Raw genomic sequence first — 13261 nt, 5'->3', positions numbered from 1 at the left:
GCGCTTGCCCGCCCAGAGGTTGTAGAAGTGCGCGCTCTTGCCGTTGGGCAGGTAGTTCCAGGCCGCGAGACGGCTGAAGGACTTCAGCACCGGCAGTTGGGAGTTGCCGGTGTCGTTCTTCGCGGCCGCCGTGCCGTAGGACACCAGCGTCCCGCCGCGCCGCACCAGCCGCCACGACTCGGCCAGGTCGGAGCCGACGTGGTCGAACACCGCGTCCACGCCCTCGGGCGCCAACTCCCGGATCTTCCGGTACATGTCGGGGTCGCGGTAGTCCACCGGGCTCACGCCGATCTCGCGCAGCATGTCGTGGTGCCGGGCCGACGCGGTGCCGATCACCGTCATCCCGGCGTGCAGGGCCAACCGCACCAGGAGGGAACCGACACCTCCGTTGGCGCCCAGCACCACGATCGTCGCGCCCGGTGCGACCGCGGCGGTGCGGTGCAGCATCTGCCAGGCCGTGATCCCGTTGACCAGGACGGCCTCCGCCTCGACCGACCCCACCTCGTCGGGCACGGCCACCAGGTCGGCCGCCTCCAGCAACAGGGAACTCGCCCAGCCGCCGATCATGGTCACCGCCGCGTACCGGCGGCCGATCATCGCGACGTCCACGCCCTCGCCGACGGCGGTCACCGTGCCGACCACGTCGTAGCCGGGCACGAAGGGAAACGCAGGCTGGTCGTAGTACCTGCCCAGCCGCATCTGCTGCTCGGCGAAGCACACGCCGGTCGCCTCCATCCGCAGGACTACCTGCCCCTTGGCGGGTGGAGGCAGCTTGCGGGACCGCACGCGCAGGCCGTCGGGCTCGACCTTGCCCGGCATGACGACCTCGGTGGCGGTGATGGCGTTCATGGTGTTCCTCCGGTGCGCTTGTTTGCTTACAGCTGTAAGGCTACAGCTGTAAGCTTGCGAGGGGCAAGGGAATCCGCAGAAGTTCTCGGACGTGAGGTGATGACGTGGCGAACGACCAGGCCCCTCCCGCTCGTGCCCGCAACCCCAGGGACGGGGGATCGCGCCTGCGCGAGCGGATCGTCGCCGCGGCGGCGGAACTGCTCGACGAGACCGGCGACGGGACCGCGATCAGCCTGCGATCGGTCGCCCGCAGGGCGGGGATCGCGGCGCCGTCGATCTACCGCCACTTCCCCGACCGGTCGGCCATCGTGCTGGCGGCGGTCCGGCGGGCCTTCGCGGAACTGGAAGCGGCGCTGCGCCACGGCCTGGCCGCCGCGGGCGACGACCCCCGGCGCCGGTTGTTCGCCGTCTGCGACGGCTACCTGGACTTCGCCCGGTGGCACCCCGAGCGCTACCGCGCCATGTTCGGCAGAGCGCGGATGCCCGCGCCCAGCGGAACATCACCGACGGCGGCGGACCTGGCGGCACTGGGCGATGGATGTTTGACCCTGCTCCGCGAGGTGCTGGAGGAATGCGCCCGCGCGGGGCACACCACCAGCGCCGAGCCCATTACCGGTGCGGTCGCGCTGTGGCTCGGGCTGCACGGCCTGGCTCACCAGTCGGCCGTGAGCACCAACTTCGCGTGGCCTGCGGGCACCGCCCGACGCGTGATCACCGCACTGGCGCACCTGAACGACACAGGAGCGCGGGGCCGGTGTGTCGAGACGGAGATCGAAGCGCGTCGTCCATAGGCTTCGCGCTGTAAGCTGACGCAATGGCAGAAGACGGGTCGGCGACGCGCACCCGTGCCCGCAACCGCCGTGGGGAAGGCGCTCGGTTGCGCGAGGAAATCGTGGCCGCGGCGGTCGACCTGCTCGAGGAAACCGGTGACGAGAGCGCCATCACCCTGCGCTCCGTCGCTCGCCGCGTCGGGATCGCCGCCCCGTCCATCTACCGCCACTTCCCCGACCAACCCGCCATCATGCTGGCCGTGACCCGCAACGCCTTCGCGGAACTGGACGAGCGGCTGAGGGCGGACGTGAACGCCGCGGGCGACGCGCCCCGCGCACGGCTGCTGGCGCTGTGCCACAGCTACCTGGAGTTCGCGCGGACGCGCCCCGGCCGCTACCGCGCCATGTTCGGGGGAGTCTGGACGCCCGACCTGAGCACGGCGTCGGTGACCGAGCAGGACATGGCCACCCTCGGCCGGTCGAGCATGCTGCTGCTCGCCGAAGCCTTGGCCGACTGCGTCACCGCGGGCTGCTCGACCAGCACCGACACCTTCGCCGACGCGGTCGCGCTGTGGCTGGGCCTGCACGGCCTGGCCGACCAGCGAGTGGCCGCCCCCGCCTTCCCCTGGCCGCCCGACATCGCCGAACGCCTCATCACCTCACTGGCGCGCCTCACCGACCGCTGAGGACAGCCGCCGCTGGAGGGCGACCGGACGGACCGCGCCCCTGGCGTCCCGGACATGACGTTGCCCCCAGATGCCTCTAGGCGAGCCGTTGTCCATTAGTGGGCGTGCGGCCATGTGCGACGCTGTAGCACGATGCAATGCGAAGTATTACACTGGTCAAGTGCGGGAGATCCACTGGACAGACGAGTCCGAGGCGCACATCGCGCGCCATCAGGTGTCTCCCGACGAGGTGGAACAGGTGGTCTACACCAGACCACGCTTGACGCGGCGAGGCAGGGAGGACGTCACTGAGGTGTACGGCCAAACGGATGCTGGTCGCTACCTACTGGTGATCCTCAGTGAGGCGCTGGTGGGCGGTCACTTCGTGGTGACCGCTCGTGACATGACCCAACAGGAACGTCGCACATTCGACCGGAAGGCCAACTGAACGTCCACTCATCGAAGGGCACTCGCCATGAGCAGAATCCAGGATCTTCGCGACTACTATGACTCGCACGACACGAGTGAAAGCATGGAAGAAGGTCAGTGGGAAGTCGACACCGTCGACGATCCTATGGTCACGACTTCCCTTCGGCTCCCCAAGTCGCTGCTTGATTGGGTTCGCGAGCGCGCTAACGCCGAGCACATGAAGCCGAGCGCGTGGATCCGGACGCTGTTGGAGCGCGCCCGTGACGGGGACGGGAGCTTGGAGCAGCGTGTTGACGTGCTGGAGCAGGCAATTCTGACGGTGGTCGGCCAAAGAGTGCCTCCTCCGCCGAGTCGATCCACTGGATCTAACCGCAGCGGAGTCGAGGGAAGGCAAAAGCGGCAGCGGGCGAGCACGGGTAAGTTCGTGAAGGTCGTCGCGAGCGGAAAGACCTTCAAGGGCAAACGCATGCCCGAGATCGCCGCAGGCGTGCTCAACAAGGTCGCGACAGGCGACCGACTTACACCGAGGGCGAAGGCCAGGAGTAAGTAGCACCGTCTCGCTGATCTTGCGGAACATACGTGTGTTGCGGCGGCTGCCAGGTCGTGCGTGCCTCCGACCGCCGGTAGGTGTGGGTGCCGGGGTGGGCCTCGCGCCCTTGCCGCGCGGCCTGAGGCGCAGCGACGCGTGTGGCCTCGGCAGCGGCCGCCTTGATGAAGAGAAAACTTTGAACACGTGTGCGCCGCTGCTGCTGGACGGCGGGCTAGAGCCGGGGCCGGGTCCAGACGACTACGGCCTTGTCGTCGTGGCGCTTCGAGCGGGGTAGGACTTCGCCGTCGGGGTCGTCGACTGCTTCCCAGCGGTGCAGTTCGGCCAGTAGTTCGGCCAACTCGGCGGCGCTCATGTGCGCAATGTCCGACCATCGGATACCGAGGTGATCCACTGGGCGTTGAACGCCGTCCGTGGCCAGAACGCACCAGTCGACCTCGGAGAGCGGGGACGTTCGCAGGACGGCTTTCTCGGCGGCTCGCTCGTCGGCCTCTGCGATCCAGTAGCCGCCAGAAGTGTTCCGTGCTGTCAACTCCTGCTCCTGGAGCTGCCGCAAGAGTCGACGGTGTGTGTCGTCATAGCCGACGCCAGTAGTCAGCCTCGATTGGTACTGGCGTCGAAGGTCGTGGCCTACTGCGGCTAGTCGGTCGTCGGTGATGCGGTCGACCTCTCCATTCCGCGACACCACGGCGGTGCTGTCGCCGAGTGCGAGAACGTCGAAGTTGTCACCGCGTTCCCTGGCTATGAGTACCGTGGATGACGGTGACTGTCCGCGTTGCAGGGACAACCGGCCTGCCACTGCGGCGATGCAGCTACCGAGAACGTCGACCAGGTCGCCCTCGTGGCCGCGTAGTCGGTGGGCCAGCTCGGCGCAGAGCTGGTCGACGTAGTGCGTCGCGTCCACGACGGCGGGGGTGAAGCTGGATGCCCCGTCGAGCACGACCGCGCTCGTGCCGCAGTCCGCCCAGCGGTCCTGACCGCCATCGGGAGAGCCGCTGCCAGCAAGGCTCGCACCGCGGAACACGGTTAGGCCCACTTCCGTGGTGGGACGAGAACCTTCGGCGTCTCGGGCGTCAGGCCGTCGAACTTGGTTGTGACCGCCATGCTGAACTCGGAGTCGCCGAACTCGGAGAACAGGTCAGCAACGGTGCTGGTGATGTGGTGGGCCGCGCCGATCGAGCCGAGCGCGTGCAGGCAGGCGATGTGCACGATGACATGGTTACTCCCAGCGCCGCTCTGGACGTGGACGGACTTCAACGCCTCGGCGGTGGCGCTGGAAGGCACGGTCATCCGGGTGGCCGGTGCGGGCCTGGTGGTGCGGGAGCGCACCAGGCCCGTAGGGATGCGCAAGCGCAAGATCCCAGGTGAGCACGCCCCGGACGTCTACATGAACCGCCGGGCGGTCGGCACGGCAGCCGCGGCGGCACTGGACAGGCTCCGACCGCAGAAGTGAATCATGTGGGTTTGACGTGGGCCGATCATGACCAGTGATCGGCCCCCAGCGTCCTACCAGCACTCATGCGCCCCCGGCAGGATTCGAACCTGCGACCTCGGGATTAGAAGTCCCTCGCTCTCTCCACTGAGCTACGGAGGCTGGAGGGGCGTCGACCACGCGGCGTAGCAGCGCAGCCGCCCCACCGGACACATCGTCCGGAAGGCCCGAACCGTTTCCACTTCTGGCCGGTTGTCCGCTCAACAAGCCGCAAAAGTGGGGTAGATCACGTGTGAAGCGCGGTCGAGGCGCGTTCCACCAGCGTGACGGCGAGCCTGGTCGGTGGCCCCGGTCTACCGCCGTCGAGCAGTCTCAGCGCCAGCTCGCCCGCGTGGCGCCCCTTGTCGACCAGCGGTTGACGCACCGTGGTCAGCGGCGGTTCGGCGTGCTCCGCCGCCGGGACGTCGTCGAAACCCACCACCGACACGTCCTCCGGCACCGCCAGCCCCAGGTCGCGGGCCGCCTGCAGGACGCCGAAGGCGAGTTCGTCCGAGGCGCACAGCACGGCGGTGGGGCGGTCGTCGCCCGTCAGCAGGGTCCTGCCCGCCGAGCGGGACAGTTCGCGCCTGCTCCCGGAGCACTCCCACACCGGCACGTCCACCACGCCCGCCGCGCGCAGCTCGGACAGGTAGCCGGTCAGCCGGTCCCGGCTCACCCGGAACGTCGCCTCCGCCAGCCGGGCGGGGGAGGCCGGGCCGTTGCCGCCGTCGGGGCGCAGGCTGAACGTCACCACGGCGAACCGGCGGTGGCCCAGCTCCAGCAGGTGGGCGGCGGCCAGCCGGGCGCCGCCCGCGTCGTCGACCTCGACCCGCGCGGTGTCCGGCAGCACCGGTTGGTCGATGACCACCATGGGCAGCCCCCTGGCGCGCACGGCGGCGAGGGCGGGGGCGTCGTCGGGCAGGGAGTAGGCCACCACGACGTCGGCCTGGGCGCGGGCCACGGTCTGCGGGCGCGGGCCGCCCCGGTCCGCTCCGCCCGGCATGAGCACCAGGCAGTGGTCGTGCCCGTCGACCGTCGAGGCGAGGCCGTCCAGCACGATCGACAGCGCCGGGTCGGAGAACGACGCGGACAGCTGCTGGCCGAGCATGAAGGCCACCGCGGCGCTGTGCCGGGTCGCCAGGCTGCGGGCGACCGGGTCCGGGCCGGGGTAGCCCAGGGCCGCCGCGGTCTCCAGGATGCGCTCGCGCAGCGCCGCCGACAGCTGGTCGGGGCGGTTGTAGGCGTTCGACACGGTGGCGCGCGAGACCCCGACGGCACCGGCGACGGTGTCGAGGGTCGGCTTGCGCGGCCGGTCGACGTCCACGTGAGGAGACTAACGAGATCGGCGAGTGGCTGTTCTGAAGCGCTTCAGTCACACTGCTCCGCATGGCTACTCCACGCGTCGCGGTCTTCGCGATCTTCCTGTTCAACGGCGCGGTGTACGGCTCATGGGCGGCCAGGATCCCCGCGCTGGCCCAGCAGGTCGGCGCGAGCGAGGGCGTGCTGGGCCTGGCGCTGCTGGGCGCGAGCCTCGGGCTGGCGCTCACCGCGCCCTTCGCCGCGCGGGTCTGCGCGGCGGTCGGCTCCCGCGCGGTGGTGCTGGGCAGCGGCGTGCTCAGCGCCGCCGTGCTGCCCGTGGTGGGCCTGGTGGGCACGCCGCTGCAACTGGGCCTGGTGCTGTTCGTCCTGGGCTCGGCGGTGGCCGCGCTGGACGTCGCCATGAACATCGCCGCGGTGTCGGTGGTCCGCGCCCTGGAACGGCCGCTGATGCCGCAGTTCCACGCGGGCTTCAGCGTCGGCGGGCTGGTCGGCTCGGTCGGCGCTGCGGCCGCAGCCGCGGCGGGGTGGAGCCCGTTGCGGCACTTCGTGGTCGCCGCGGTGGCCGGCCTGTTGCTGCTGCTCGCGGTCGCCGGGGCGGTGCCGGGCGGTTCCCCGGAGCGCGGTCGTGAGCAGGTCGCCCAGCGGCCGGTGCTGCGCCGCCCGGTGCTGTGGCTGCTGGCGGGCATCGCGCTGTGCTCGGCGATCGCCGAGGGCGCCTCGGCGGACTGGTCCGCGCTGTTCTTCGTCCGCGAGCGCGGCATCGGCGAGGGCGCGGCCGCCGCGGCGTACGCGGGGTTCTCCATCACCATGGCGGCGGCCCGGCTGCTGGGTGAACCCGCGCAGCGCCGCTTCGGCCCGTACCGGCTGCTCGCGGGCGGCGCGGTGGTGGCCGCGGCGGGACTCGCGCTGGCCGTGCTGGTGCCGCTGCCCGCCTTGGGCTACGCGGGCTTCGCGCTGGCCGGGCTGGGGCTGGCGTTCTCGTTCCCGGTGGTCATGGACCTGGCGGGCGAGGCGGGGCGGCGTGCCGACGGCACCGGCGGCGAGCGCGAGATCGGCCTGGTGACGACGGTGGCCTACACCGGCTTCCTGGCCGGGCCGCCCATCGTCGGCGGCCTGGCGCACGCCAGCTCCCTGTCGGTCTCCCTGGGGTTCGTGGCGGTCGTGATCGCGCTCATCGTGCCCGCCGTGTGGCTGGCCGCCCGCGCCCGCGCACGCGAGCTCACGCCGGGGGAAGTCGGTTCAGCGCGGACCTGACCAGCGGTCGCATCACCGCCAGCATCCGCTCGGCCGCGCCGCCGGGCTGGGTCATCGCCACCAGGACGCTGCGGTTGGCGTTGACCGCGATGGTCACCGTGCAGGCCATCTCGTTGCCGCTGAGGTCGCACAGCACCCAGGCCGAGTGTCCTTCGAGCACCTCCTCGCTGCCCTTGGCCTGGCGTGCCCGCACCTGCTCGTACTTCTGGTAGAGCGCGGTCACCACGGTCCGGCCCGCGGGCGTGCCGTCGTCGAGCACGTACTGGCAGGACTCCGGGATCACGTCGTCCTTGCGCGCGGGCTCCTTCTTCGGCGGTCCGATGTCGGCGAGGTCGCCGGCGGTGAGCAGCGAGCACGGGTCCACGCCCGCCACCGAGCGCTGCCTGCCGATCTTCGGCGGCGCGTCCGCCGAGGACGTGGCGGGCGCGCTCGGCGGGGCGGACCCGGCCCCCGGCAGCGGGGTGCCGTTGACGCTGTAGCTGCAACCGGTGAGGGCCAGCGCGGTCAGCGCGAGCGCGGTCCACGTGCGGGAGCTGGTCACGACGCGCAACCGTAGCCGGTGTGATCTGCGCACGTCCGGCGGTTGCCGACGGCTTTGCCGGGCCGCCTACTCTCGACTCGTGACTTCCACCCAGGTCCAGCCGACCAGCGCCCGCCCGGCGCGCACCGGCCTGATCCCCCTGCTGGTCGTCGGCACCGCCATCGCCGCGTTCCTCGCGGCCGGTCTCGCCGCGCTGACCGGCGAGGCGGCGTCGGGGATGCTCGTGGTGCGGGTGCTGGCCGAATCCGCCGCCGTGGTGACCATCGGCTCGCTGCTGCTGGCCGCCTTCCTGGTGCCGCCGCAGGCGTCCGGGACGGTGGCCGCCGACGGCTACGCCGCGCTGCGCACGGCGGGCTGGTCGGCGCTGGTGTGGACGCTGGCCGCGCTGCTGGCGGTGCCGTTCACCGTCGCCGACGCGCTGGGCCAGCCGGTGACCTCCCTGCTCGACCCCCCGGTGCTGCTGCAGCTGGTCGGCCTGCTGGAGCAGGCCAAGGCGTGGATGATCACCGCGGTGCTGGTGGCGCTGCTGGCGCTGGGGTGCAGGCTGGTGCTGTCCTGGGGCTGGACCGCGGCGCTGTTCTTCCTGTCCGTGTTCGCCCTGGTGCCGGTGGCGGTGACCGGGCACTCGTCCGGCGGCGGCTCGCACGACCTGGCCACCAACAGCCTGCTGTACCACCTGGTCGCGGCGGCGCTGTGGGTCGGCGGCCTGGTGGCGCTGCTGGCGCACGGGCGGCGCGGCGGCGCGCACCTGGGACTGGCCACCTCGCGGTTCTCCAAGCTGGCGCTGGTGTGCTGGGTGGTGATGGCCGTCTCCGGCGTGGTCAACGCCTGGGTGCGGCTGCCGCTGAGCCAGGTGTTCACCAGCGACTACGGGCTGCTGGTGGTGGCGAAGACGGCCGCGCTGGCCGGGCTCGGCGTGATCGGCTACTTCCAGCGCGCCAAGGGCGTCCGGCAGGTCGTGGAAACCGGCTCGGGGCGGGCGCTGCTGCGGCTGGCGGGTGTCGAGGTGCTGCTGATGTTCGCCACGCTCGGCTTGGCCTCGGCGCTGAGCCGCACGCCGCCGCCCGCCGAGGGCCGGGCGCTGCCCAGCACCGTGGAACTGCTCATCGGCTACGACCTCAGCGGTGCCCCGACCGCGGCCCGGCTGCTGTTCGACTGGCGGTTCGACCTGGTCTTCGGCACCGCGGCGGTGGTGCTGGGGGTGCTGTACGCGCTGGGCGTGCGGCGGCTGCGCAAGCGTGGCGACGCCTGGCCGGTCGGTCGCACCGCGGCGTGGCTGGCGGGCTGCCTGACGCTGCTGCTGGCCACCTCCTCCGGGCTGGGCCGGTACGCGCCCGCGATGTTCAGCGTGCACATGGAGAGCCACATGCTGCTGTCCATGCTGGCGCCGATCCTGCTGGTGCTGGGCGGGCCGGTGACGCTGGCGCTGCGCGCGCTGCCGACGGCGGGCAAGGGCAACCCGCCCGGTCCGCGCGAGTGGCTGCTGGCGTTCGTGCACTCCCCGGTGTCGCGCCTGCTGACCAACCCGCTGGTGGCGCTGGCGCTGTTCGTCGGCTCGTTCTACGGCCTGTACTTCTCCGGCCTGTTCGACGTGGCGCTGGGCTACCACTGGGCGCACCTGGCCATGAACGCCCACTTCATCCTGGTCGGCTACATCTTCTACTGGCCGGTGATCGGCATCGACCCGGCGCCGCACCGGCTGCCCCCGCTGGGCAGGCTGGGGCTGCTGTTCGCCTCGATCCCGTTCCACGCCTTCTTCGGCATCGTGCTGATGAGCTCGCAGACCGTCATCGGGGAGAACTTCTACCGCTCCCTCGGCCTGCCCTGGGTCTCCTCGCAGTTGGAGGACCAGCGGCTGGGCGGCGGCATCGCGTGGGCGGCGGGGGAGGTGCCGCTGCTGGTGGTGATGGTGGCGCTGCTGGTGCAGTGGGCCCGCTCCGACGCCCGCGACGCCCGGCGGGCCGACCGCCGGGCGGACGCGGACGGCGACGCGGACCTGGCCGCCTACAACGCCATGCTGCGCAAGATGTCGGGCAAGGGGTGAGCAGGCCGGGTCAGGGCGACAGCGGGCGGCGGAAGCCGCGCACCGCCAGCACCCAGCCGACCGCGGCCAGCACCGTGGTCGTCCCCAGTGCGCCGACGACCCCGGTCACCGGGTGCGCCAGCGCCAGTGCGCGGGCCGCGTCCACCGCGTAGGTCAGCGGGTTGACCTCGGCCACCGCCTGCAACCAGCCGGGCAGGCCGCTGACCGGGACGTAGGCGCTGGAGGCGAACATCAGCGGGAACATCGCCAGGAAGCCGACGGTCTGCATCAGCTCGGCGTTGCGCAGCCAGGACGCGATGGCCAGGAAGATCCAGCCCAGGCCCCAGCCCACGGCCAGCGCCAGCGCCAGCGCCGCGGCGGTGCCCGCGATCCCGCCCGCCGGGGCGAAGCCGAAGACCAGCACCGCGAACAGCAGCATCAGCAGCAGCTGCGCGGCGGTGCGGACCAGGTCGGACAGGCTGCGCGCGACCAGCACCGAGCCCAGCCGGATGGGCAGCGAGCGGAACCGGGCCAGCACGCCGTTCTTCATGTCGGTGACCAGCCCGACGCCCGCTTGCAGCGCGGCCTGCATGGCCGTGTTGACCAGGATCGCGGGCATCAGGAAGTCGATGTAGGCCACGCCCTGGGGGAAGCCGGGCGTGTTGGCGATGCTGCTGAAGATCTGGCTGAACAGGGTCAGCATGACCAGCGGCTGCAGGACGCTGAACACGATCATGCGCGGGTCGCTGACCAGGGCGCGCAGCGAGCGCTGGGTCAGCACGAGCACCTGGGTGCCGAAGCCGGTGCCGCGCCAGCGGGTGCGCGGCGCGGCGGGGATGGCGGTGGGCGCGGTGGTGAACGCGGTGGTCATCGTGGGCTCCTGTTCACGCCGCGTGCTGGGCGAGGGTGAGGTAGACGTCGTCGAGGGTCGGTTCGCCCAGCGCCAGCTCGGCGGCTTCCAGGCCGACCTCGTCCAGGGCGCGGACCACCACGGCCAGCTCGCGCGACGAGGTGACGGGCGCGGTCAGCGCGTGGTGCGCGGCGTCGTGCACGGGGTGCATCCCGGCCCGCTCCAGCGCCCCCAGCGCGGTGGTCGCGTCGGCGGCGGTGGCCATGGTCACCGTCACGGTCCGCTGACCCACCTGGGCCTTGAGCTCCGCGCTGGTCCCCGAGGCGACCACCCGGCCCGCGGCCAGCACGGTGATCGAGTCGGCCAGCCGGTCCGCCTCGTCCAGGTACTGGGTGGTCAGCAGGACCGTGGTGCCGTCGGTGACCAGGCCTTGGACGATCTCCCACAGCCCCAGCCTGCTGGCCGGGTCCAGGCCGGTGGTCGGCTCGTCGAGGAAGATCACCTCGGGGTGCCCGACCAGGCTCGCGGCCAGGTCCAGCCGCCTGCGCATGCCGCCGGAGTAGGTGCGCGACGGCCGCTTGGCCGCGTCCCGCAGGCCGAACAGCTCCAGCAGCTCGGCCGCGCGGGCGCGGGCCTCGCGCGGGCCCGCGCCCAGCAGGCGGGCGATCAGCACCAGGTTGTCCAGGCCGGACAGCTGCTCGTCCACCGCGGCGAACTGGCCGGTCAACCCGATCCGGCTGCGCACCTGGTGGGCTTGGCCGACCACGTCGAACCCGGCCACCCGCGCGCTGCCCGAGTCCGGCGGCAGCATCGTGGTCAGCACGTTGACCAGGGTCGTCTTGCCCGCGCCGTTGTGGCCGAGCAGGCCGAGCACGGTCCCCCTCGGCACCGCGACGCTCACCCCGTCCAGCGCCTTCTGCGCGCCGAACGCCTTGCCGACGTCGGTCGCCTCGATCATGAAGTCGTTCACCGGTCTCCCCTCAGAACCCCGTGCAGGAACAGCTCCACCAGCTGGTCGTTCTCGGCCTGGGCCTCCCCGAAGCCCTTGCCCTGCATCCGGTTGGTGAACACCAGGCCCAGCAGCAGCCGCGCCGCCAGGGCCGGGTCCACCCGCAGCCGGTCCGCGTCCGGTTCGAACAGCGCCGCGACACCGCGGGAGATGCGCTGCATCTGCTGCTCCGGGCCGGGGCGCTCCTGGTCGTGCTCGTGGCGGTCGTCGTGCGGGTGGTAGCCGGAGTCGCGCAGGACGCTGGCCAGCGCCCAGACCCGTTCCAGGTAGCCCGACACCGCGCTGATGGCCCAGGACAGCCGCTCGGGCAGCGGCCGCGCGGGCTCGATCCGCTCGATCAGGTCCAGTTCCGCGTCGGCCGCCAGCGCCGTGTGGACGCAGGCGCTGATGAGTTCCTGCTTGTCTTTGAACGCCCGGAAGACGGTGCCCTCCGCGATGCCCGCCGCTCGCGCGATCTGACTGGTCGTGACGTTGGCGCCGTGCTGGTAGAGCAGCGGCGTGGTGGCCTGGACGATCGCCTCGCGGCGGTCTTCGGGGCTCATCGCGGGTGCGCGTCGACGGGATGGGGAGGTGTCCGCGGGCATGGGGCCAGCGTATGAGTGAGTTCTCACTCATGTCAACGAGTGAGGGCTCACTCATTTCCGCTCATAGCAGAACGGTCCGACAGTTCCCGGTTCAAGATCGTCTTTGATCCACAGGGCACCCGGTTGTCCACAGGTCCGGCCGGGCCGCTTTCCCCGCTGGTCCGCACTCTGGAAGCTGGTCCCACGACCAACGCGAGGAGGCGGGCATGAGCTACAACGAGACCAGGGTGACGATCGTGGGCACGGTGGCGGGCGAGGTCGCGCACGGCCTGACGAGCGCGGGGGTCAGCCGCGCCCACTTCCGGATGCACACCGCGGAGCGGCGGTGGGACGGGGCCAGCGAGCAGTTCGTCGACGGCAACCGGATGTTCATCGGCGTCACCTGCTGGCGCGGTCTCGCCGACGGCGTCCACGCCTCGCTGGGCAAGGGCGACCCGGTGGTGGTGACCGGGCGGATGAGGGTGCGCGAGGCGGACCACGAAGGCACCAGGCGGACCTACGTGGAGGTGGATGCGCTCGCGGCGGGCCCGAACCTGCGGTGGTGCACCGCGACACCGCACCGCGGCCGCGCCGCGCCGGACGGCGAGGACGAGCCGGTGGCGGTCGCGGCCCACCCGCCGGAGGAGGTGGCCGAGCCGCCGTTCTGAGCGAGGCGGGACAGCCGGGGCGCGAACGCGTGCCGCAGGACGTTCGGACAGCGGAGAATGGACGGCGGCAGTCGCCGTCAACGGACACCGGAGGAGGGAGGTCGTGGACCGGGCACCGGGCGGGCCCGTACGCAGGCAGGGGGCTTGACACCCCGAAGAGTTCGCGCATTCGACCGGACCCGCTGGTCACAGCGTCGCGGCAGCACGGCCCCGACACCCTGTTGCAAGTGTGGGTGACACCCGTTCGCGTCAACTCCGGAGAGTCACCCGAGCCGTTGCCGGCGTCCGAGGTTCTGGCCCGA

At 71.8% G+C, this 13261-nt stretch carries 16 protein-coding genes and 1 tRNA gene; 8 read left to right on the top strand and 9 right to left on the bottom strand.

All coding sequences use genetic code 11. The features are described from left to right. On the bottom strand, positions 1–849 hold an 849-nt coding region (locus IEZ00_RS06850), incomplete at its 3' end, for a zinc-binding dehydrogenase (RefSeq protein WP_229795175.1). Positions 850–953: 104 nt separating this feature from the next. On the opposite strand from IEZ00_RS06850, the gene IEZ00_RS06845 reads away from it, so the two are divergent. The 4 genes from IEZ00_RS06845 (at position 954) to IEZ00_RS06830 (ending at position 3263) form a co-directional block, all read left to right on the top strand. Further along, positions 954–1640 (top strand): TetR/AcrR family transcriptional regulator, encoded by a 687-nt coding sequence (locus IEZ00_RS06845; protein ID WP_189222190.1) that lies wholly within the window; start codon positions 954–956, stop codon positions 1638–1640. A 23-nt stretch (positions 1641–1663) separates the two neighbouring features. Further along, positions 1664–2305: a TetR/AcrR family transcriptional regulator gene (locus IEZ00_RS06840; protein WP_189222189.1), complete on the top strand. Its 642-nt coding sequence runs from the start codon at positions 1664–1666 to the stop codon at positions 2303–2305. A gap of 160 nt (positions 2306–2465) precedes the next feature. Then, positions 2466–2732 (top strand): BrnT family toxin, encoded by a 267-nt coding sequence (locus IEZ00_RS06835; protein ID WP_189222188.1) that lies wholly within the window; start codon positions 2466–2468, stop codon positions 2730–2732. A 27-nt stretch (positions 2733–2759) separates the two neighbouring features. Continuing rightward, the gene (locus IEZ00_RS06830) at positions 2760–3263 is read left to right on the top strand and encodes a hypothetical protein (protein WP_189222187.1); all 504 of its coding nucleotides are present in this window, start codon (positions 2760–2762) and stop codon (positions 3261–3263) included. A 211-nt stretch (positions 3264–3474) separates the two neighbouring features. Here IEZ00_RS06830 and IEZ00_RS06825 read toward each other — a convergent pair whose 3' ends face one another. Both IEZ00_RS06825 and IEZ00_RS06820 read right to left on the bottom strand, forming a co-directional pair. Beyond that, a complete protein-coding gene (locus IEZ00_RS06825) occupies positions 3475–4284 on the bottom strand; it encodes a protein phosphatase 2C domain-containing protein (protein ID WP_189222186.1) in 810 nt (269 codons plus the stop codon). Between the two features lie 2 nt (positions 4285–4286). Next, on the bottom strand, positions 4287–4469 hold the full coding sequence (locus IEZ00_RS06820; protein WP_189222185.1) for a hypothetical protein: 183 nt from the start codon (positions 4467–4469) through the stop codon (positions 4287–4289). Position 4470: 1 nt separating this feature from the next. On the opposite strand from IEZ00_RS06820, the gene IEZ00_RS06815 reads away from it, so the two are divergent. Further along, the gene (locus IEZ00_RS06815) at positions 4471–4713 is read left to right on the top strand and encodes a hypothetical protein (protein ID WP_189222184.1); all 243 of its coding nucleotides are present in this window, start codon (positions 4471–4473) and stop codon (positions 4711–4713) included. A 68-nt stretch (positions 4714–4781) separates the two neighbouring features. Here IEZ00_RS06815 and IEZ00_RS06810 read toward each other — a convergent pair. Together IEZ00_RS06810 and IEZ00_RS06805 are read right to left on the bottom strand one after the other, a co-directional pair. After that, positions 4782–4854 (bottom strand) — tRNA-Arg (locus tag IEZ00_RS06810). Between the two features lie 124 nt (positions 4855–4978). Next, positions 4979–6055 carry a LacI family DNA-binding transcriptional regulator gene (locus IEZ00_RS06805; RefSeq protein WP_189222183.1) on the bottom strand — a complete coding sequence of 359 codons (1077 nt, stop codon included), beginning with the start codon at positions 6053–6055 and terminating at the stop codon, positions 4979–4981. Between the two features lie 62 nt (positions 6056–6117). Between IEZ00_RS06805 and IEZ00_RS06800 the strand changes: the two genes are divergently transcribed. After that, positions 6118–7305, top strand: coding sequence for an MFS transporter (locus IEZ00_RS06800; RefSeq protein WP_189222182.1), 1188 nt, complete (start codon positions 6118–6120; stop codon positions 7303–7305). Here IEZ00_RS06800 and IEZ00_RS06795 read toward each other — a convergent pair. After that, a complete protein-coding gene (locus IEZ00_RS06795) occupies positions 7271–7846 on the bottom strand; it encodes a DUF3558 domain-containing protein (protein ID WP_189222181.1) in 576 nt (191 codons plus the stop codon). The genes IEZ00_RS06800 and IEZ00_RS06795 overlap by 35 nt on opposite strands. Positions 7847–7925: 79 nt before the next feature. Here IEZ00_RS06795 and IEZ00_RS06790 point away from each other — a divergent pair, with 79 nt between their 5' ends. Then, the gene (locus IEZ00_RS06790) at positions 7926–9890 is read left to right on the top strand and encodes a bifunctional copper resistance protein CopD/cytochrome c oxidase assembly protein (protein WP_229795173.1); all 1965 of its coding nucleotides are present in this window, start codon (positions 7926–7928) and stop codon (positions 9888–9890) included. A 10-nt stretch (positions 9891–9900) separates the two neighbouring features. On the opposite strand, the gene IEZ00_RS06785 is transcribed toward IEZ00_RS06790, so the two are convergent. From IEZ00_RS06785 to IEZ00_RS06775, 3 genes are read right to left on the bottom strand one after another with little or no spacing between them, the layout of a single operon-like run. After that, positions 9901–10740: an ABC transporter permease gene (locus IEZ00_RS06785; RefSeq protein WP_189222180.1), complete on the bottom strand. Its 840-nt coding sequence runs from the start codon at positions 10738–10740 to the stop codon at positions 9901–9903. 13 nt (positions 10741–10753) lie between these two features. Continuing rightward, positions 10754–11689, bottom strand: a complete 936-nt coding sequence (locus IEZ00_RS06780; protein WP_229795171.1) for an ATP-binding cassette domain-containing protein — start codon at positions 11687–11689, stop codon at positions 10754–10756. Beyond that, positions 11686–12270, bottom strand: a complete 585-nt coding sequence (locus IEZ00_RS06775; protein ID WP_229795169.1) for a TetR/AcrR family transcriptional regulator — start codon at positions 12268–12270, stop codon at positions 11686–11688. Before IEZ00_RS06775 ends, IEZ00_RS06780 begins: the two co-directional genes overlap by 4 nt. A 248-nt stretch (positions 12271–12518) precedes the next feature. On the opposite strand from IEZ00_RS06775, the gene IEZ00_RS06770 reads away from it, so the two are divergent. Continuing rightward, positions 12519–12959: a single-stranded DNA-binding protein gene (locus IEZ00_RS06770; RefSeq protein WP_189222178.1), complete on the top strand. Its 441-nt coding sequence runs from the start codon at positions 12519–12521 to the stop codon at positions 12957–12959. Positions 12960–13261 lie beyond the last annotated feature (302 nt).

This window comes from Saccharothrix coeruleofusca (assembly GCF_014648515.1).
GTDB lineage: Bacteria > Actinomycetota > Actinomycetes > Mycobacteriales > Pseudonocardiaceae > Actinosynnema > Actinosynnema coeruleofuscum.
This window is presented reverse-complemented; position numbering and strand designations above follow the sequence as displayed.